Origin of the sequence: Paenibacillus thermotolerans (assembly GCF_028745515.1) — a bacterium.
GTDB classification, from domain to species: Bacteria; Bacillota; Bacilli; order Paenibacillales; family YIM-B00363; genus Paenibacillus_AE; species Paenibacillus_AE thermotolerans.
This window is the reverse complement of sequence record NZ_JAQZSG010000025.1, coordinates 22,661-43,194: the sequence shown is the minus strand read 5'-3', so window position 1 is coordinate 43,194 and position 20,534 is coordinate 22,661. Positions and strand designations below refer to the sequence as shown.

General features: G+C 55.1%; 19 protein-coding genes. 14 read left to right on the top strand and 5 right to left on the bottom strand.

Annotated features, from left to right (window positions below; genetic code table 11):
- Window positions 1-33: 33 nt before the first annotated feature.
- The 9 genes from citZ to PT964_RS18805 all read left to right on the top strand — a co-directional run bounded on the left by citZ (window position 34) and on the right by PT964_RS18805 (window position 10,901).
- Window positions 34-1,149, top strand: coding sequence for a citrate synthase (gene citZ / locus PT964_RS18845; protein ID WP_274364895.1), 1,116 nt, complete (start codon window positions 34-36; stop codon window positions 1,147-1,149).
- 114 nt (window positions 1,150-1,263) lie between these two features.
- On the top strand, window positions 1,264-2,565 hold the full coding sequence (icd, locus tag PT964_RS18840) for an NADP-dependent isocitrate dehydrogenase (protein WP_274364894.1): 1,302 nt from the start codon (window positions 1,264-1,266) through the stop codon (window positions 2,563-2,565).
- Between the two features lie 41 nt (window positions 2,566-2,606).
- Complete coding sequence (gene mdh / locus PT964_RS18835) at window positions 2,607-3,548, top strand: malate dehydrogenase (protein ID WP_274364893.1); 942 nt, start codon at window positions 2,607-2,609, stop codon at window positions 3,546-3,548.
- A 639-nt stretch (window positions 3,549-4,187) separates the two neighbouring features.
- Window positions 4,188-4,622 carry a hypothetical protein gene (locus tag PT964_RS18830; RefSeq protein WP_274364892.1) on the top strand — a complete coding sequence of 145 codons (435 nt, stop codon included), beginning with the start codon at window positions 4,188-4,190 and terminating at the stop codon, window positions 4,620-4,622.
- 108 nt (window positions 4,623-4,730) lie between these two features.
- The gene (locus PT964_RS18825) at window positions 4,731-4,949 is read left to right on the top strand and encodes a hypothetical protein (protein ID WP_274364891.1); all 219 of its coding nucleotides are present in this window, start codon (window positions 4,731-4,733) and stop codon (window positions 4,947-4,949) included.
- Window positions 4,950-5,018: 69 nt separating this feature from the next.
- Window positions 5,019-6,563: a fumarate hydratase gene (locus PT964_RS18820; RefSeq protein ID WP_274364890.1), complete on the top strand. Its 1,545-nt coding sequence runs from the start codon at window positions 5,019-5,021 to the stop codon at window positions 6,561-6,563.
- Window position 6,564: 1 nt separating this feature from the next.
- Window positions 6,565-8,355, top strand: coding sequence for a two-component system histidine kinase PnpS (gene pnpS / locus PT964_RS18815; protein ID WP_274364889.1), 1,791 nt, complete (start codon window positions 6,565-6,567; stop codon window positions 8,353-8,355).
- A 66-nt stretch (window positions 8,356-8,421) separates the two neighbouring features.
- A complete protein-coding gene (locus PT964_RS18810) occupies window positions 8,422-9,141 on the top strand; it encodes a response regulator transcription factor (protein WP_274364888.1) in 720 nt (239 codons plus the stop codon).
- 170 nt (window positions 9,142-9,311) lie between these two features.
- Window positions 9,312-10,901, top strand: a complete 1,590-nt coding sequence (locus PT964_RS18805; protein ID WP_274364887.1) for a methyl-accepting chemotaxis protein — start codon at window positions 9,312-9,314, stop codon at window positions 10,899-10,901.
- Window positions 10,902-10,974: 73 nt separating this feature from the next.
- On the opposite strand, the gene cyoD is transcribed toward PT964_RS18805, so the two are convergent.
- The 5 genes from cyoD to PT964_RS18780 form a co-directional block, all read right to left on the bottom strand.
- Complete coding sequence (cyoD, locus tag PT964_RS18800; RefSeq protein ID WP_274364886.1) at window positions 10,975-11,298, bottom strand: cytochrome o ubiquinol oxidase subunit IV; 324 nt, start codon at window positions 11,296-11,298, stop codon at window positions 10,975-10,977.
- 1 nt (window position 11,299) lies between these two features.
- Complete coding sequence (gene cyoC, locus PT964_RS18795; RefSeq protein ID WP_274364885.1) at window positions 11,300-11,911, bottom strand: cytochrome o ubiquinol oxidase subunit III; 612 nt, start codon at window positions 11,909-11,911, stop codon at window positions 11,300-11,302.
- Window positions 11,911-13,884, bottom strand: coding sequence for a cbb3-type cytochrome c oxidase subunit I (locus tag PT964_RS18790; RefSeq protein ID WP_274364884.1), 1,974 nt, complete (start codon window positions 13,882-13,884; stop codon window positions 11,911-11,913). The genes cyoC and PT964_RS18790 overlap by 1 nt, the downstream gene beginning before the upstream one ends.
- A 23-nt stretch (window positions 13,885-13,907) precedes the next feature.
- Window positions 13,908-14,876: a ubiquinol oxidase subunit II gene (gene cyoA / locus PT964_RS18785; protein WP_274364883.1), complete on the bottom strand. Its 969-nt coding sequence runs from the start codon at window positions 14,874-14,876 to the stop codon at window positions 13,908-13,910.
- A 216-nt stretch (window positions 14,877-15,092) separates the two neighbouring features.
- Complete coding sequence (locus PT964_RS18780) at window positions 15,093-15,374, bottom strand: hypothetical protein (protein WP_274364882.1); 282 nt, start codon at window positions 15,372-15,374, stop codon at window positions 15,093-15,095.
- Between the two features lie 245 nt (window positions 15,375-15,619).
- On the opposite strand from PT964_RS18780, the gene PT964_RS18775 reads away from it, so the two are divergent.
- The 5 genes from PT964_RS18775 to PT964_RS18755 all read left to right on the top strand — a co-directional run bounded on the left by PT964_RS18775 (window position 15,620) and on the right by PT964_RS18755 (window position 20,530).
- Window positions 15,620-16,591, top strand: a complete 972-nt coding sequence (locus PT964_RS18775; protein WP_274364881.1) for an AAA family ATPase — start codon at window positions 15,620-15,622, stop codon at window positions 16,589-16,591.
- A 6-nt stretch (window positions 16,592-16,597) separates the two neighbouring features.
- Complete coding sequence (locus PT964_RS18770; RefSeq protein WP_337995050.1) at window positions 16,598-17,698, top strand: DUF58 domain-containing protein; 1,101 nt, start codon at window positions 16,598-16,600, stop codon at window positions 17,696-17,698.
- Complete coding sequence (locus PT964_RS18765) at window positions 17,695-19,023, top strand: DUF4129 domain-containing protein (protein ID WP_274364880.1); 1,329 nt, start codon at window positions 17,695-17,697, stop codon at window positions 19,021-19,023. The genes PT964_RS18770 and PT964_RS18765 overlap by 4 nt, the downstream gene beginning before the upstream one ends.
- 33 nt (window positions 19,024-19,056) lie before the next feature.
- Window positions 19,057-19,662, top strand: a complete 606-nt coding sequence (locus PT964_RS18760; protein ID WP_274364879.1) for a pentapeptide repeat-containing protein — start codon at window positions 19,057-19,059, stop codon at window positions 19,660-19,662.
- A 478-nt stretch (window positions 19,663-20,140) separates the two neighbouring features.
- A complete protein-coding gene (locus PT964_RS18755) occupies window positions 20,141-20,530 on the top strand; it encodes a hypothetical protein (RefSeq protein WP_274364878.1) in 390 nt (129 codons plus the stop codon).
- Window positions 20,531-20,534 lie beyond the last annotated feature (4 nt).

Here is a 20,534-nt window from a genome sequence, read left to right as displayed (position 1 = left end):
CAATTTGAAGATTTGCGCAAAGGAGTGTGCCCCATGACGGTCACCAAAGGACTCGAAGGCATTGTCGCAACGACATCTTCGGTCAGTTCCATCATAGACGGTGTTCTTACGTACCGTGGTTACAACATTGACGACCTGGCGGAGAACGCGAGCTATGAAGAGGTTGTTTACTTGCTCTGGCATGGCAAGCTTCCCAATAAAGCCGAACTTGAAAAGCTGGTTGACGATTTGAGCAGCAATGCTCCGGTTCCCCAGCAAATTATCGATCAGATCAGCTCCTGCCCGAAGGGCGCCAATTCGATGGCCGTGCTTCGTTCGGCCGTTTCGGCGCTTGCGCTGTTCGACGAGGAAGCGAACGATATGAGCATCGAAGCGAACTTGAAGAAGGCTGTGCGTCTTCAAGCGAAGCTGCCGACGATCATTGCCGCGTTCTCCCGCATCCGCCAAGGGCTTGAGCCTGTAGCGCCGAAGGCGAAAGCCAAAGTGGCCGAGAACTTCCTCTACATGCTCACGGGCAAGGAGCCGGAAAAAATCGCAATCGAGGCGCTCGATAAGGCGCTGGTGCTTCACGCGGATCACGAGCTGAACGCGTCCACCTTCGCGGCGCGCGTAACGGTAGCGACGCTGTCGGACATTTACTCCGGCGTCACTTCCGCGATCGGCGCTTTGAAGGGCCCGCTGCACGGCGGCGCGAACGAAGCGGTCATGGCGATGCTCGAAGAAATCGGCAGCCCCGAGAACCTCGAGAAATACATTCAGGACAAGCTGGATAACAAAGAGAAGATCATGGGCTTCGGTCACCGCGTGTACAAGAACGGCGATCCGCGCGCCAAGCATCTGCAGAAGATGTCTTACGAGCTCGGCAAGCTTACGGGCAATATGAAATGGTACGACATGTCCGTAAAAATCGAAGAGATCGTAACGGGCGCGAAGGGCCTCAAGACGAACGTCGACTTTTACTCCGCTTCCGTATACACGGCGCTTGAAATTCCGCGCGACCTGTTCACGCCGATCTTCGCGATTTCCCGCGTATCCGGCTGGACGGCGCACATTCTCGAGCAGTACGAGAACAACCGCCTCATCCGCCCGCGTGCGGAATATGTCGGCCCGACGGATCAGAAGGTTATTCCGATCGAGAAGCGCGCGTAACAAGGCATAGCATTGCAATACAGCTTATTGAATAGCGGGACGTTCGTGCCGGAAGACGTGTACGGACTCCCGCTCCCTTTTGAACTTTAATTATCTTTTAGGAGGAAATGACACATGGTGAAATTCGAACAGTATTCTTTACCTACGGAAGGCGAGCGCATTACGATCGAGGCGAACGGCAAGCTGAACGTTCCGAACCGCCCGATCATCCCGTTCATCGAAGGCGACGGCACGGGTCCGGACATTTGGGCGGCTTCCCAGCGCATTCTTGATGCGGCGGTAGAGAAAGCATATAAAGGCGAGAAAAAAATTGCGTGGTACGAAGTTTTTGCAGGCGAGAAAGCATTCAATAAGTTCAACAGCTGGCTTCCGGCCGACACGCTGACGGCGATCCGCGAATACATCGTAGCGATTAAAGGTCCTCTTACGACTCCGGTCGGCGGCGGCATCCGTTCCTTGAACGTGGCGCTTCGCCAAGAGCTTGATCTCTACACTTGCTTGCGTCCGGTCCGTTACTTCCAAGGCGTCCCTTCGCCGGTGAAGCGTCCGGAGCTTGTCGACATGGTTATTTTCCGTGAAAACACAGAGGACATCTATGCAGGTATCGAGTACCAAGCAGAGTCGGCCGACGTGAAGAAAGTGATCGAGTTCCTCCAGAACGAAATGGGCGTCAAGAAAATCCGCTTCCCGGAAACGTCCGGCATCGGCATTAAGCCGGTTTCCAGAGAAGGCTCCACTCGACTTGTTCGCGCAGCGATCGAATACGCGATCAAGCACGGCCGCAAGAGCGTTACCTTGGTACATAAAGGTAACATCATGAAGTTTACCGAAGGCGCGTTCAAAAACTGGGGCTATGAGCTCGCGGAAAAAGAATTCGGCGACAAAACGTTCACATGGGCGCAATACGACCGCATTAAAGAAGAGCAAGGCGCAGACGCGGCTAACGCGGCACAGAAGGCTGCCGAAGCGGAAGGCAAAATCATCGTTAAGGATGCAATCGCCGACATCGCTCTGCAGCAAGTATTGACTCGTCCGAAGGACTTCGACGTCATCGCGACGCTGAACCTCAACGGCGACTATTTGTCCGACGCGCTTGCGGCGCAAGTGGGCGGCATCGGCATCGCACCGGGCGCGAACATCAACTATGTAACGGGCCATGCGATCTTCGAAGCGACTCACGGCACGGCTCCGAAATATGCCGGTCTTGACGTAGTTAACCCGGGCTCCGTAACGCTCTCCGGCGTTATGATGCTTGAGCACCTCGGCTGGCTTGAAGCTGCGGATCTGATCTACAAAGGCATGGAAAAGACGATCGCCGACAAGACGGTTACGTATGACTTCGCACGTCTCATGGAAGGCGCTACGGAAGTAAAGACGTCCGAATTTGCAAACCTGCTCATCAAAAACATGGACTAACGGACATACTATATCAATCTATGTAAGGAGGAACCTTAATCATGGCCATTCGACGCGCGAAAATTACCATTGTCGGCGCCGGCTTCACCGGTGCGACAACGGCCCTTATGCTTGCTCAGAAACAACTCGGCGACGTTGTACTCGTCGACATTCCGCAGCTTGAGAATCCGACGAAGGGAAAAGCGCTCGACATGCTTGAGGCTTCCCCCGTACAAGGATTCGACAGCAACATTATCGGCACGTCTTCCTACGAGGACGCGGCCGGCTCCGACGTCGTCATCATCACGGCCGGCATCGCGCGCAAGCCGGGCATGAGCCGCGACGATCTCGTGAACACGAACGCAGGCATCGTGAAATCCGTCTGCGAGCAAGTGAAAGACAAGTGTCCGAACGCATATGTCATCATCCTGTCCAACCCGGTAGACGCGATGACCTACGTTGCATATAAAACGCTGGGCTTCCCAAGAAACCGCGTCATCGGCCAATCCGGCGTGCTTGATTCGGCACGATATCGCACCTTCATCGCGCAAGAGCTGAACGTGTCGGTGGAGGACGTTACCGGCGTCGTGCTCGGCGGACACGGGGACGACATGGTGCCGCTCGTGCGTTACACTTACGCCGGCGGCGTGCCGATCGAGAAGCTGATTCCGCAAGAGCGGATCGACGCAATCGTGCAGCGCACCCGCACCGGCGGCGGAGAAATCGTCAACCTGCTCGGCAACGGCAGCGCGTACTATGCGCCGGCCGCATCGCTCGTGCAAATGACCGAAGCGATTCTTAAGGACAAGAAGCGCGTTCTTCCGGCGATTGCTTTCCTTGAAGGAGAGTACGGCTACAACGACCTGTTCATGGGCGTACTCACGGTAATCGGCGGCGACGGCATCGAGAGGATCGTCGAGATCGAACTGACGGACGCCGAGCGCGCGGCGCTTGATAAATCTGCGGTGTCCGTCCGCAACGTGATCAAGATCGTTAACTCTTAATCGAATTGACGGAAACGTACTATAGCCGGCCTCATCCGCATGCAGCGGACGGGGCCGGTTTTGTATTGCCCCTGCGGTGCTTACGGACATCACAGACGCTATTTGGCCAATTTGCCCGCCGTCATTCCGTTAACGGACACCACAGACGCTATACCTTGATTTTTGGCGCTGATCCCTGCTTTTTCGAGGCAAAAGCTGCAGTGGTGTCCGTTAAAACTGCAAGTTTCGTTCAAAACGCCGAATAACTGCATCTATGACCGTTAGAACGAGCCGTCAACCATCCGAAGCAGGAGCAACAATCTCAGGTATCGTACCCATCAGCATATTATCACCATAACTCCGGCAGCCGTTTTTCCATTATTGGGTTGGAAAGTGAGGAAAGTAAACCGGAGTCATGTATATAAATGGTTTGAAAGTGAGGAAAGTGAACCGGAGTCATGTATATAAATGGTTTGAAATACGGTTTGCTCCCCAAAGTACGAGAAAAAAGCGTACACCGCACCCACGCATGAAATAAGGCGAAAATAGTACAAATGCCGTTCCCTCGGCTTTGCGGGCGCACGAAAAATTGTACTGGTCCCGCGAGTCGGATATACTTAAGGCTGGAACATTTTTCACATTGGATGGAGGGTATCGGTCGTGAACTACGTACTGTTTCTGCATGTACTCGGAGCCGTCGCTGTCGGATTTTACTTGCTGCTGCCGTTCGTCGCGCCTCGGCTCGCCAAACTCGAAGGCGGCAATCAAGTCGGATTGGCTCAAGGGCTTTACGGCTTCAATCGTGTCGGTCAATGGCTGCTTGTCGTCCAGTTTTTGACCGGAGGCTATTTAATCAGCAAATATGATTTGTCGGTTGCTTGGATGGTCGTCGTCATCGTCGTGTTCATCGTGCTCGGAGCGATGGCGGGGATGCTCGGCGGACCGCTGAAGCGCATCATCTCGGCAGGCGGCAAGCAGGATGCGAAGAAGGACCTCTCCAAGTTTTCCGCGTTCAGCACGATCGCAGCAATATTGCTGTTCGTCCTGCTCATTCTGATGTACTTGCCGCGTTTCGGCATTTGGGGTTTGGAATAAACGAAATACTGCGTGAAGGGCTGCCTTTTTGTTAGCACAATGTTAACGGGAGGCGGCCTTTCGTGTATACTAGGGGATGTGAAATTCCATACAAGGAGTGAGGTCGTTATGGCGGCAAGCAAGGCGCAGAAGCAGCGCAGAAAGGCCGAGCGGGAAGGCCGAATGAATCCCGAGTCGTTGCGGGCGCAGTGGAACGGAGTAAATCCCGTGTCGAGAGCGACGCCGACGAAGGCGGAAGCATTGCGGAAACAAATATCAAAGCACAAATTGAAGCGGAACGGTTGTCCATATGACGACGGTTCCGTTTTTTGTTTCAAGGCGGGATAAAGAATTTGCAGGGCGTTTTGTGATATGATAGCTTGTGTAACAGTTTTTTGGGAGAAGGGGACGGACAGGATGAAGCATTTCGAACAAAGCATGTACGATTTAATTGTTGAGACATCCACCAATTTGCCGGCAGACGTCCGCCGGGCGATCAAAGAGGGCGCGAAGCGCGAGAACACAGGCACCCGTGCGGCGCTGTCGATGGCTACGATTGCAAACAATATTACGATGGCGGATACCGGCGTATCTCCGATTTGCCAAGATACCGGCATGCCGACCTTTATCGTTCATACGCCGATCGGCGCAAACCAAATCGAGATGAAGAAGGCGATCCGCAGCGCGATTTCGCGGGCCACGAAGGAAGGAAAGCTTCGCGAAAATTCCGTCGATTCGCTCACCGGCGCGAACAGCGGCGACAATCTCGGGCCGGGCACGCCGGTCATTCATTTCGAGCAGTGGGAGCGCGACGACATCGAGGTGAAGCTGATCCTTAAGGGCGGCGGCTGCGAAAACAAAAACATCCAATACAGCCTCCCGGCGGAGCTTCCGGGACTCGGCAAGGCGGGCCGCGATTTGGACGGCATCCGCAAGTGCATTATGCACGCGGTTTACCAAGCGCAAGGCCAAGGCTGCAGCGCCGGCTTCATCGGCGTAGGCATCGGCGGCGACCGCACGAGCGGCTACGAGCTCGCCAAGCAGCAGCTGTTCCGCAAGGTGGACGACGTAAACCCGATCGAGGACCTTCGCAAGCTGGAGGATTACGTTCTGGAGAACGCCAACAAGCTCGGCATCGGCACGATGGGCTTCGGCGGGGAAGTAACGCTGCTCGGCTGCAAAATCGGAGTCATGAACCGGCTTCCTGCGAGCTTCTTCGTATCCGTCGCATACAACTGCTGGGCGTTCCGCCGTCAAGGTGTGCTGATCGACGCGGCGAGCGGCGGCATTAACGAATGGGTTTACGAACGCGGCTCCGCGGTTTCGATGCAGGACGACGGCGACGCGGCTCAGAAGGCGGCGACGGCTAAAGATGCGGATCGGCGCGAGGTCGTGCTTACGACTCCGATCACGGAAGAGCAAATTCGCCGGCTTCGGGTCGGTGACGTCGTCATACTGAACGGGCGCATGTTCACCGGACGCGATGCCATTCATAAGCATCTGATGGATCACGACGCTCCCGTCGATCTGAACGGCGCCGCGCTGTATCACTGCGGCCCGGTTATGCTGAAGGACGAAGCGGGATGGCATGTGAAGGCGGCCGGTCCGACGACTTCGATTCGCGAGGAGCCGTATCAAGGCGACATTATCAAGAAGTTCGGCATCCGGGCGGTCATCGGCAAAGGCGGCATGGGAGCGAAGACGCTTAAGGCGCTTCAAGAGCACGGCGCGGTGTATTTGAACGCAATCGGCGGCGCGGCGCAATACTATGCGGAAACGATTAAAAGCGTGGACGGTGTCGATTTTATGGAGTTCGGCATACCCGAAGCGATGTGGCATCTGAGCGTGGAAGGCTTTGCGGCGATCGTCACGATGGACTCTCATGGAAACTCGCTGCATGCGGATGTGGAAAAAAGCTCGCTCGAAAAACTGGAGACGTTCAAGGAACCGGTATTCAAATAATATGAATATGTTTCGCAAACGATTAACGATAATTTTTATCATTATCATCGGCCTGTCGAATATAGCGGCAGGCATTTTTACCATGTCGGTGCTGCGCGACTCCCAAGTCCGTTCCATGGAGGACAGCTTGAAGGAACGGCTGCGGGTGTATTTGTCCACCGTCGATTGGGAAACGGTAATGCACCGCTCGATCGGCGGCGAAGCGTTCGCCTATGAGGCGAAACGCACGGCTCGAAAGGTCGGCTCGCGGGTTACGTTCTTCGATAAGAACGGCAATGTGCTGGGGGACTCGGCCGGGCTTGCGCCGACGAAAGGCGGGGAAACGGAAGCGTCGCCGGAGTTGAGAGACGCGGCTTCGGGAGACTACGGCATCGATATTCGCCCGTCGGAGGACGGGAAGGAAAATATTATGTACGTAGCCGTACCTACTGCGTTCGGAGCTTCCGGGGTAGGCTTCGCCAGGTTCGGGGAAAGCATGGACCATCTGCACCAGGAATGGTTCCGGAGTGCGACCGTGCTGCTGATCGGGCTGCTGATCCTGCTGCTTCTAACCGCTATCATCGCGTACCGGATCTCGCAAGGCTTGACCAAGCCGCTTGAGAAAATTACCCGTGTCGCTTATCAAATTACGAACCTGAATTATAAGGCCCGGGTTTCGATAAAAAATCAAGATGAAATCGGCCAGCTCGGTCAAGCGATCAATACGATGGCGGAAAGTCTCCAATATCAGATGAACCAAATCCAAGAGGACGAAAGGCGCCTCAAGAGCGTGCTGGAAAACATGCTGAGCGGCGTCATTATGATCGACAAGGACGAAACGGTCGTATTGATGAACCGGTACGCCGAGGAGCTGATCGGCATTGCCTCGTCTGAGCTGCTGGGCCGCCGATATACGGCGGTGAAATCGCAATACGAGCTGCTGCGGATGATCGAGGAATGCCAGGAGAAGAAAGAAAACATTCGGGACGAGGTTGTATTTTATTATCCCGAGGAACGGACGATCGACATTCATCTCGTGCCGATGATGTACGGGGAAGAGTACGCGGGCATCGTCATCGTGCTGCACGACATATCCGCCATTCGGAGGCTGGAGCGCGTGCGCAGCGAGTTTGTGGCGAACGTCTCCCATGAATTGAAGACGCCGATCGCAGCCGTCAAAGGGTTTGCGGAAACGCTGCTTGCCGGCGCGCTGAACGATCCCGACACGGCCAAAACGTTCCTGCAAATCATCTACGAAGAAAGCGAGCGCCTGAACCGGTTGATCGCCGACGTGCTCGATTTGTCCCGTATCGAATCGAAGCGCATCCCGCTTCATTTCTCTCCTGTGGAGCTGAAACCGTTCGTCCAGCGTGTCGTTAGCATGATGAGCACCGAAGCGGCCAAAAAGCATATAAAGCTCGAGCAACGCGTCGGAGAACACTTATTCATCGAGGCGGACGAGGACCGGCTCCGCCAAATCATTATAAATTTGATGGCCAACGGGATCGGCTATACGCCGGAAGGCGGTACGGTGAGAGTCATCATTGAGCCTGTATACGGCGAAGAGGAAGAGCACGACAAAATGCGGCTCATTGTCGAGGACACGGGGGTCGGCATCCCGAAGAAGGATCTCAGCCGCATCTTCGAACGGTTTTACCGCGTGGACAAGGCGCGGACGCGTACGTCCGGCGGCACGGGACTGGGCTTAAGCATCGTGAAGCATCTGGTGGAGCTCCATAAAGGAACGATCCGAATTGAAAGTACGGTCGGCGTCGGATCGCGGTTTATTATCGAGCTTCCCGTGCTTCATTAACTCGTTTGACGCTATACGAGTATGGTAAGATGGATCTAATAATGTCTTCCTGGGTTGGGGGTATCCATGTCACAACGAATATTGGTCATCGAAGACGAACCGACCTTATCCCGCCTCCTGTCCTACAATTTGACGCAAGAGGGGTATATCGTTCATACGGTTGACGACGGCAGCGAAGGGTTGCGGGAGGCGCTTCGCGGGCAAACGGACCTGATTATACTGGATATAATGCTCCCCGGCTTGAACGGACTGGAGGTGCTGACGAAGCTCCGGCAGAAGGGCCGCCAGACGCCGGTCATCATTCTGACGGCCCGCAACGCGGAGAATGACGTGGTGCAGGGGCTGAAGCACGGAGCGGACGATTACATTACGAAGCCGTTCGGCGTCGCCGAGCTGCTTGCGCGGGTTAGCGCCGTCCTGCGGAGGACTAAATCTTCCGTCGATGAAGACGATGCGGAAACAGGGGCGGAAGCGCCTCACGAGAAAGTAATCACAGCCGGCGATCTGAGCATTTACCCGGAGAAATACGAGGTTTATGTCGCAGGCGAATCGATTCCTCTCCGGCCTAAGGAGTTCGAAGTGTTATTGTACCTCGTGCAGCGACCGGGCATGGTCATTACACGCGACGATTTGATGAACATCGTGTGGGGCTTCGACTATGTAGGCGGACAGCGTACGGTCGACGTGCACGTCAGCTCCTTGCGCAAGAAATTGGAAATGAGCCAGCAAAGCGTGCATATCGATTCGATTCGCGGAGTCGGCTATAAGCTGGTGATCGGGAAGTAATGAAGTAATAAACCGCGAGCTTAGGCGAACGCAATCCCCGGCGGAAGATATTTATCCGCTGCGGGATTTTTTTACGTGCTCCGAAATATACATTCGCGCGTTTCAATTTCAATTTACTGTCGAAATTTGTCATATATAATGAGTGATAAACATCAAGAGGGGTGCTTATCATGAAATGGTTTTACAATATGAAAACGTCAACAAAACTGATCTCATCTTTTGCTTTCATCGCCATTCTGTTGGCGGTCGTCGGTTTTTACAGCTTGAGCAACACTAGTAAAGTGAATCAACAATTGAACTTGATGTACGATGTTAACGTAATTCCTCTTACCTATTTATCCGATGCATCGGTCTCCTATCAGCAAATTAGAGCGGTTATACGCGATTATAATTTCCTGTCCACAACGGAAGAAGAAAATAAAAATTATGAATCCCAAATACAAGATTTAATTGATAAAGTCGACGAGTCGATTCGCCTATACAGTAATACAAAATTAACGAAGCAAGAGGAGGATTTGCTCGGCGAATTCCATACCGATTGGGACGGTTATCGGGAGGTGTTGGATCAATCGATTGTAACCGCACGCTCCAACGATCTCGAAGGGTTCCGGGACATATTGCCCGAGATCGGAAAGCGGGGACAAAAGGTGGACGGAGTATTGAAGGAGCTCGTTGCCTTTAACGTCCAGCTGGCAAATAGCCGAAAAGCGGAAGCGGCTCACGTGTATTCCTTATCCCGCTCCATCACCGTTGCGGTCATAGCTGCGGCTTTGCTTTTGAGCATCGGCTTCGGGTATTTCATATCCCGCGTCATTTCGCGGCCGCTGAACCGTATGGTGCAATTGGCCGGTAAGGTTGCGAACGGCGATTTAACCGAAACGACCGACATCGATACGAAGGATGAGGTCGGAAGGCTGGCGAGTTCGATGAACGGCATGGTGCTGAACCTGCGAAAAACCGTCTACGGAATATTGGCGTCGGCAGAAAGTGTTTCCGCAGCGGCTCAGCAAATATCGGCCAGCACCGAGGAGATCGCCGGAGGAACGACGAATCAAGCATACGCGGCTCAAACGATGAACGAGCTGTTTAAAGAACTGTCCACCGCCATCAACTCGGTGGCGAAAAACGCGGAGCAGTCGTCGGAGTTGTCCAACAAAACGCTCGACATTGCACAGGTCGGAGGCAAGGTGGTACGCTCCTCCATCGACGGCATGAATCAGGTGAACAATCATATATCAAAGCTGGAGCAGGATTCGAACCGGATCGGTGAAATTATCGAGGTGATCGACGACATTGCCGAGCAGACGAACCTGCTGGCGCTGAATGCGGCGATCGAGGCTGCCCGTGCGGGAGACCAGGGCCGCGGCTTTGCGGTAGTGGCGGATGAAGTGCGAAAGCTGGCGGAGCGCAGCGGCGAAGCTACGAAGCAAATAACAGCCATCATTAGAGGCATGCAGGAAAATACGAAGCAAAGCGTGAAGTCGGCTTTAGAGGGCGTTGCGCAATCGCAGGAAACGGGCGAGGCATTCGAGCGAATTGTCGTTATGGTGAACCAATCGGCAGATAAGGCTGCGGAAATTGCCGCGGCGAGCGAGGAACAGGCAGCTCAATCGGGCGAGGTGCTCACCGCAATCGAAAGCATTTCGGCGGCTGCTCAGGAAGCGGCGGCAAGCAGCGAAGAGACGGCTACTACCGCTCAGTCGCTCGCCCATTTGGCTGACGAATTGAATCGTTCGATGTCCAGTTTTAAACTGAGCTGAGTTTAAAGTACACAAAAGGCTGCCTCGGTCAAACGTTGACCGGAAGGCAGCCTTTGTTCAAAAATCGTAATCGTTAATGCGCGACCTGGTTGTACATCATAATCCAGATGGAACCGGCAACGATCGTCACCAGGATGACGCCCCCAAGAACAAGAGCCGTCATGTTCCATTTGGAATCTTCGCCTTCCTTCAAGTGCATGAAGAAGACGAGCTGCACGGCGAATTGGAGCACGGCCATCACGAGGATGAGAACCGTCGCCGCCGTTTTATTCAGCATGCCGCCGAGCACGACGACGAGCGGAATAACGGTCAGCACGATCGACAGTACGAAGCCGATGACATAAGATTTCAGCGAACCGTGAGCTTGAGCCTTCGAGCCGTGGTTTGTTCCGGTCATCTTACATCACCCCCATCAAATATACGACTGTAAAGACGAAGATCCAGATGACGTCAAGGAAGTGCCAGTATAGGCTGAGCACCGTAACCTTGCGCTTCGTTACCGAAGTGATGCCGCGTTTGTTAAGCTGGAACATCAGTCCGATCATCCAAACCAAGCCGATCGATACGTGCAGTCCGTGCGTTCCGACGAGCGCATAGAAGCCGGACAGGAAGGCGCTTGTCGTGATCGCCGCGCCTTCGTTCACCATGTGCACGAATTCCGTCAGTTCAAGAGCGATAAAGGCGGCGCCCAGCAAAGCTGTAACCGCCAGCCAGCCGATCAACTGATTTTTTTTGCCTTGATGCATGGCCAAAACCGCAAGGCCGCTTGTAAAGCTGCTGGTAAGCAGGATGAACGTTTCCGCGATGATGCCCGGCATCTGAAACAGCTCGGAGGCTGTCGGACCGCCGCTCGTGTTGTTATGAAGCACGACATAGGTTGCAAACAAGGTGGCGAACATGAGTGCGTCCGTAATCAGGAAAATCCAAAACCCGAGTATTTTCAAAGACTCCTGATCGTGATGCTCATGGCCGTGATGATGGTCAGCCGTATGAGAAGCCGTGTGCGCCATTATACGTTCGCCTCCTTATACCCGGCAGCAGGCAGCTTAATATCCTCTACCGGAATGTAATAATCGTCGTTGTACGTGAAGGAGCGAGCCAGCATGCAGATGGCGATGCCGATCATCGCCGGAATCGTCAGCCACATCCAGTTCCATACGAAGCCGAAGCCCGCCAAGAACCATAGGAACGACTTGATGAACGGGATTCCCGAGTTTTTCGGCATATGAATCGGCTCCAGCGGCGGAACCGGTGCGGGCGGATTGCCTTGCGCCAGCCGCTGCTTTTGCTCCCACCAGTCGTCAACCTCGGAAACTTGCGGAATAACCGCGAAGTTGTAAACCGGCGCGGGCGACGGAATGGACCATTCCAATGTACGGCCGTTCCATGCGTCCCCCGTTACGTCCTTCTTATGGTGGAAGATGCTGTAGGCAATTTGCCAAACCTGGAACAGGAAGGCAAGCCCCATCAGGAAGGCGCCGACCGTCGAGATCAGGTTGAGCGGGCCCCAGCCCATGTCGAAATCGTACGTGTACACGCGCCGCGTCATGCCCATCAAGCCGAGCACGTATTGCGGCATAAAGCAGACATAGAAGCCGATGTTCCAAAACCAGAACGCCCATTTGCCGATCCGCTCGTTCAGCGTAAAGCCGAACATCTTCGGCCACCAGTAGTAGAGGCCTGCGAAGTAACCGAATACGACGCCGCCGATCAGCACCTGATGGAAGTGCGCGATCAGGAAGTAGCTGTTATGGAACTGGAAGTCTGCCGGAGCGACCGACAGCATGACGCCCGTCATTCCCCCGACGACAAAGCAGAAAATAAATGCGACCGTCCACATCATCGGCGTCGTGAACGTAATGCGGCCGCGGAACATCGTAAACAGCCAGTTAAATATTTTTACCCCCGTCGGAATCGCGATAATCATCGTCGTGACGGCGAAGAACGCATTGACGTTGGCGCCGGAGCCCATCGTAAAGAAGTGGTGAGCCCAGGTGAAAAAGGACAAAATACTAATGCTGATCATGGCCCAAACCATGGAGGAGTAGCCGAACAGCTTTTTCTTCGCGAACGTGGCGACGACCTCGGAGAAAATACCGAAGGCCGGCAAAATAACGATGTACACCTCGGGATGTCCCCACATCCAAATCAGGTTAATGTACATCATCGGGTTCCCGCCGCCGTCCAGCGTAAAGAAATGCGCGCCGAGGAAGCGGTCCAGGAACAGCAGCGCCAAGGTGACGGTAAGAATCGGGAATGCAAAAATGATCGTGATACAGCTGGAAAGCACCGACCAGGAGAACAGCGGCATCTTCATCAGCTTCATGCCCGGCGCGCGCATCTTTAGAATCGTAACGATAAAGTTGATGCCCGTCGCCAAGCTTCCGATCCCCGATATTTGAATGCCCCATATATAGAAGTTCTGTCCGAGGCCCGGGCTGTGCGACAGCTCCGATAACGGGGTATAAGCGAGCCAGCCCGCATCCGGAGAGCCGCCGATGACGAACGAAACGTTAAACAGCATCGCGCCCCAGAAAAAGAGCCAGAAGCTAAGCGAGTTCAAGAACGGGAACGCTACGTCGCGCGCGCCGAGCTGCAGCGGCACGACGATGTTGAACAGACCGAACATGAGCGGCATCGCCATGAAAAAGATCATGATGACGCCGTGCGTCGTAAATACTTGGTTATAGTGCTCCGGCTGCAGGAACTGCATATTCGGCATGGCGAGCTGCAGTCGCATGAGCAGAGCGTCGACCCCGCCGCGGAACAGCATAAGAATTGCACAAATAATGTACATGATGCCGATTCGTTTATGGTCGACGGTCGTGATCCATTCGCGCCAGAGCCAGCCCCACTTCTTAAAGAAGGTGAGAACGAACACGACGGCGACGAGCGTTAGCGCGATGGCGACCTGCGCTCCAAGGATCATCGGGTCCCCGGTCACGAAAAACTCGGAGGAAAACTGTTTTATTTTATCCCACATATAAGGTCTCCTTTCTCGGCCGGTTAATGACCGGTATGCGCATCGTGCGTCATGGTAGATTCCATTTCCGTATTTTCGGAAGCTGAGGATTGCATATTGTCATCTTCGCTTTGGGCGGGCGCATGGTGGTGACCGTGGCCTCCCGGGGCATATTTGGTTACAACCTTTTCAAACAAGCCTTTCGGGAACGAGGAGTACTCGGTTTGATCGGAAATGCCCGGCTCGGCAAGGGCGGTGTAACCTTCCAACGTCAACGCCGGCGCGTCTTGCTTCACCTTGTCAACCCAAGCGTCAAACTCTTTCTCGCTTGTCGCGTGTACGTCGAACCGCATGTGGGCGAACATCTCTCCGGTAAAGTTGGCTCCGCTGCCGAAATAGACGCCCGGCTCGTCGGCTTGCAGGTAAAGCGTCATGGCCATGCCGGACATCGTGTAAATTTGGCCGCCGAGCTGCGGGATCCAGAACGAGTTCATCGGCGCATCCGAGGTGAGCTCGAATTTTACCGGCACGTCTTCGGGTATATAAAGGTAATTGACCGTTGCGATGCCCTGCTCCGGATATTTGAACAGCCATTTCCAATCGAGCGACGTCACTTGAACGACTAAAGGCTTCTTATCCGATTGAATCGGCTTCGAAGGCTCCAGCGCGTGAGTGTTCTGCACCGTGATGACGGCGAGTATCCCGATAATAATGACCGGAATCGCCCACCAAGTCGCCTCCATTACCGTGTTGTGCGACCAGTTCGGGCGGTAAGCCGCCTTGCTTCCCGGCTTGTCGCGATAACGATAGACGATGAACCCCGTGAGGGCGAACACCGGAATCAGAATGATCAGACAAAGAATCGTAGTTACGATAATCAGATCCTTCTGAGCCTCGCCGATCGGGCCTTTCGGGTTCATGACGATAATCTGCTCGCTGCAGCCTGAAAGTAAGACGGCCGCAGTCAAGATGAGAAGACCGAGTGTGAGCCATCTCATACTTCTTTTGCGCATGCTAATCCTCCCCTTGCTAACGCTAACGTTTCGCTCGTTTTTCGGTTGCCAATAGCTGTGAATTAGTTCACTAATAGCATATCAGCTTCGTAGCGAAAGTTCGCCCCACTTCACAAATACGTTAAGATGTCGCCTTATTTCGTTAAAAGAAAAGTCACATAAAAGACAACAACCCCCCAAGAGAGGTCTCTTGGAGGGTTGCACCGCGTTAGTAAGCTATCGGTTGACGCCGCCGTCGGGCGTTTCGGATCGTTCGGACCGGGCGTGTACGAGGTGAATCGCAGTCCGGATGACATAAATGTGAACGCTGGCGACCATAAATCCGACTCCGACCATCAGCGAGGCGTTCTGATCGCTGAAATGATTAATATTCCATAAGCTAAGAACGAGTCCGATGATCAATGCGGCCCAAGCCGCTCCGGTCATCAGCTTGACGAGGCGCTTGACGCTTGCTTTCTTATCGGTTTGTTCGCGTGCCCGAAATACGTTCGTCGTCATATTTATACACATCCCTGTAAGTGCTTTCGTACATCCAGTATACCACGAAACGAGCGGATTGTTCAAAAAATATTCAAAAATTAGACATAAGGCGTTCAAAAGTTTGAGCAGGTTAAGGCGTACGGCGCGGCAACAGGCATGATTGTTTTGACGGTTACCGGAATTTATTTGTCTGTACAGCCCGTCGCGATTTGGTAAAATGGGGTCAGTCGTAATTTCCCTACCATTAACAAAGGCGGTGCTTCATGGAACTGAACCAAATCGTGCGTTGGATCGGCGGCATCAGAGATTCGATCGGCAAGGTCGTCGTAGGCAAGGACAATGTGGTGGATCTGCTGCTTTCCTCGCTGCTCTCCGGCGGTCATGTGCTGCTGGAGGACGTGCCGGGAACGGGAAAGACGCTGCTTGCCAAAGCGACGGCCCGTTCGCTGGACTGCACTTTTAAGCGCATACAATTTACCCCGGACCTTCTTCCCTCGGATTTGAGCGGGATTAACTATTTCAATCAAAAAAGCGGAAATTTCGAGTTTCGGCCCGGTCCCGTGTTTGCGAATATTTTGCTCGCGGATGAAATCAATCGCGCGACGCCCCGCACGCAATCCTCTCTGCTTGAATGTATGGAGGAGAGGCAGGTTACGATCGACGGCGTGACGCATCGGCTGGAGGCTCCGTTCTTGGTGATCGCCACTCAAAACCCGATCGACAATCAGGGCACCTTTCCGCTGCCGGAGGCGCAGCTCGACCGGTTTTTGATGCGAATTTCGATGGGCTACCCCGACAGCGAGGAATCGGTCGGCATCTTGAAACGGTTTCGCGCCGCAAATCCGCTGGAGTCGCTTGAGCCGTCGGCCACTGCGGCGGAGGCGGTGGAGGCGTCGGCGTTCGCGGCGAACGTATACATAAGCGACGAGCTGCTCGGATACATCGTGCGAATCGCCGAAGCGACGCGGACGCATCCCGAAGTGGCGCTCGGCGTAAGCCCCCGCGGCTCCCAGGCGTTAATGAAGGCGTCGCAGGCTTATGCGCTCGTGAAGGGCCGGGATTTCGTGACGCCGGACGATATTAAAGCCGTCGCGGTTCCGGTGCTGGCCCACCGCATACTGCTTCAGGGAGCGATTCGCGGAAGGGAGCGCCGGTCGGAGGAAGTCGTGCGAAAGCTGCTGAACGAGCTGGAGGTTCCGGCGGAAGCCGCAGCCGGCGCGGCGGCGCGAAGGTAGTCGTTTATGCGGATCGAGCTTCCTTGGCTGCTCGTATATTTGGTGCTCGTTCTCACCTTCATCGCTTGGATTTACCGCCGCAATGCGCTGAAGAAGGTGGCGTATTCGCGGCACTTCTCCAAAGCGTCCGCCTTCGAGGGAGAAGAGATCGAGATGGTCGAACGAATTGTGAACCGAAAGCTGCTGCCGCTTCCGTGGGTTCGGCTTGAGTCGCTCATCCCGCGCGGGCTGCTGTTCGGCAAACAAGCGAATTTGGATGTGCGCAGCGGCGAGCTTTACCAAAATCATATCAGCCTGTTCAGTTTAAGGTCTTATCGCCAAATTATCCGCAGACATAAAGTCAGGTGCGCCCACCGAGGGTATTACCGCCTGGATACCGCTACGATGACCGCGGGTGACCCTGTCGGCCTTAACAGCGTTTCGAGGCGGTTTCCGCTGTCGCTCGAGCTTCTGGTCTACCCGTCCGCCGTCGCGCTTGAGGAGCTGCCGCTGCCGAATCACAGCTGGCTGGGCGAGCTTGCGGTTCGCAGGTGGATCGTGGAGGACCCGTTTCTTTCGTCGGGCGTTCGCGAATATCGTCCCGGCGACCCGCTGCAATCGGTCAACTGGAAGGCGACGGCGCGCACGGGTGCGCTGCAGGTGCATAAGAAGGACTACACTGCGGACCACCGGCTGATGATCTGTCTAAATTTTGAAACGAGCGAAACGATGTGGAAGGCGGTCATCGATCCGCCGCGCATCGAGCTCGGCATTCGCTATGCCGCTTCGGTGGCGGCGTATGCGATCGGGAACGGGATTGAAACCGGGCTTCTTTGCAACGGCCGGATAAAGACGGGGACGAAGGAGGCGGTACGAATCGATCCGTTCGGCGGCTCCGGCCAATTGACCGATTTGCTTGCGGCGATGGCGAAGCTGGAGCTGGAAACGGCCGCCGCGCTGGACTGGCTGCTGGAACAGGAAGTCCGCAGCGGAGCGCAGGATACCGACTATTTGATCATCACTTGCCATCGGGGAGAGAAGCTGCTGCGCCGGGCGGAGGAGCTTCGGCAAGCCGGCAACGGGGTAGAGTGGATGATGATACCGGAAATCGGGGAGGGCGGCCAATGAGCGAGCATCGAAGTTCAGTGTGGAAGCATGCGGGCGCTCTATGGCTCGCAAGCGCGGTCGAGCTGCTCATGCTTCTGCCCGCCTGGCTGCTTGTCGACGCCTATTCGGCGCCTCCTCAGGCCGCGCGTCTTTGGATGCTCGGGCTGCCGGCGGTGTCGCTTGCAGGAGTGCTGTTAACCGCATGGCTCCCGATCGAAGCGGTCTGGAAGCGGATTGTAACCGCCGCGCCGGTCGCCGCTCTGTTCGCGCTGCTGACCGCGTACGGAGCGGAATGGCTTTACTGCATTCCCATGTTCGTCGCCGGCTTTACAGCGGCAACGCTTAGCTTCACAGTGTACCACCGGATGTGGGAGTCGAAGCTGTATTGGTTCGGTCTCGGCTTTTATTTTGTCGCGTCGATTGTTTTCGGCTTAATGCCTCAGCTCAGGCCCGATGTGCCGCTGCTTACCGCCGCCGGCTGCTTGAGCGCGGCCATTACCGTGTTTGCGTCCAACGGCGCGGTGCTGCGTCAGGCGACGCTGGCTACGGGCCGCAGGCAAGCCGTTCCCGCGCAGCTGCGCACGCATAACCGCACCGTCGTCCTTGGCCTGCTGCTTCTTTCCGCGGCACTTACCGCCGGGCTCGGCGATACGATCGGACGCTTCGTGCTGGGCGTCATCAAAGCGCTGCTGGGGCTGTTGCTGCGGGATAAACAGCCGGAGCTCCCGCCGCCTCCTCCGGAGGAGAAGCCTGCGCCGATGCCGCAGCTTCCTCAGACGGATGCGGGCCCCAGCCTGTTGATGAAAATATTGGATATGGTCTTTTACATTATCGGGTATGCGCTGCTGGCCGGTTTGGCCGCCGTCCTGCTGTATTGGCTTTACAAGAACGGCGGAGGCATAGTGCGCCGGTGGATGCGCGCTCTTCTTGCGTGGCTTCGAAGGTCCGCTCCGGCGGAACAAGGCGAAGAATATACCGACGAGGAGTCGGACGTGCTGACGTGGGAGTCGGCGAAGCGAAGCTTGTCGGGCGGCTTGCGCATGCTGGAGAGGATCGCTTCCGCGCTGCGGCCCGAACGGTGGGAGACGATGAACGGCCGCGAGCGCGTACGGTTCCTATACCGGCGATGGCTGCGCCCGCTGGCGGGCCGCGGATATGAAGCGAAGCGTCATCTGACTCCGGCCGAAACGGTCCGCGACGCCGCAAGCTGGGCCGAGCGCGCGGGCGTCCGCATCCAAGGCGATGACCGGCGGCTGATCGAGCTTTATAATAAAGCGAGATATTCCAACGCCGACATTACGAAGGACGAGGCGGAGGAGCTGCGGCGGAGCATGAACGGCACGTGACATCAGCCGCAAAGAGGAGGCACCGCGACAACAATGTATCAGCACATCGACGAAACGTTCGAGGGAAAAGATTTCAGCGGCGCCGACCTTAGTATGGGGGAGCTGCGCAATTGCAGGTTTACGAAATGCAGGTTTCGCGGGACGGATATGAAAGAGGCGGCGGTTTCGGGCTGTCAGTTCGTCGACTGCGATTTTACGAATTCGAGCATGAACGGCTCCGTATATACCCATACCGCTTTTACGAACTGCCGATTCGCGGGAGCGAATTTGTTCGTGGCGAAGTTCGAGCAGTGCAAAATGACCGGCTCCGATTTTAAAGAGGCGAGACTGGACGGAGTTTCGATCGCCGGCGGCGATTGGTCGTATACGAATTTGCGGCACGTCAACTTAGCCAAACAAGACTTGCGCGGCGTCCGCTTTCTTGAGGCGGATTTGTACGAGTGCAATTTGGAGAAGGCGGATTTGCGGAACGCGGATTTGACGAAGGCTCATTTGGCGAAAGCGAAAGTGAGCGGCGCGGACTTCAGAGGCGCGGTTATGGACGGCATCGACTTTAAGACGATCGATCTGAAGGGAGCCCGGCTCGATATGCTGCAGGTTGCCGCATTTGCCCGGTCTTACGGGATCAAAATCGATTAACGGAATAAACCTGCCGTGGAGAAAGCCTCGCGTCAGGTTTTTTGTTTACAGTGCTAACGGACACCACAGACGCTATATCGCCGATTTGCCTACCGCCATTCTTCTAACGGACACCACAGACGCTAAACCCCGATTTTTGACGCTGATCCCTGCTTTTTCGTGGCAATAACTGCAATGGTGTCCGTTACAACTGCAAACTCCGTTCAAGACGCCAAATAACTGCATCCCTGTCCGTTACGTTAGAGCAGCCACCGGCCATCCGAATTTGATAGGTCCGATACCGAGATTGCCGCTCCAAACCACAAAGTCCTCTGTTTGCCGGATTGCGCAGCACGCGGCGCCGTTAGGCGGCTTTTTTATCACGGCAGCCTTTTCAAAAAATATTGCGCGGGGCTCCTTTTAATAGAATGAGGCGAACGTTACATAAAAAAGGACATGGTGGAAATCATATCCGAAAAAGGGTTTGGGAGGCGTGCACATGAATTGGCCGGGATGGCCGCTTGATCGCGTGGTCATTTTGTTCGTGGGATTGGCGTTTTTGCTGGTGGGAATCCAAGTGGCGCTGCTGCATTACAGGCAAAATTTCCACCATAAGGCGATGTGGTCGCCCGTGATTTCTTCGCCTTTGTTGTTTGCCGGTGGCATTTTGCTAGCGTTCTATAACACGGGGTGGACCGTTAATCTTTTTATGATTCTAATGGGAATCGGAGCGCTCATCGGATTGGGAGGCTTTTATTTCCACTGGCGGGGCGTGGGGGTTCGGGTCGGAGGGTATGAGCTGCGAAACTTTTTGATCGGGCCGCCTATTGTTATGCCGCTGCTGTTTACCGCTCTCGGCGTGCTCGGCATATTGGCCGTGCTATGGTGATGGG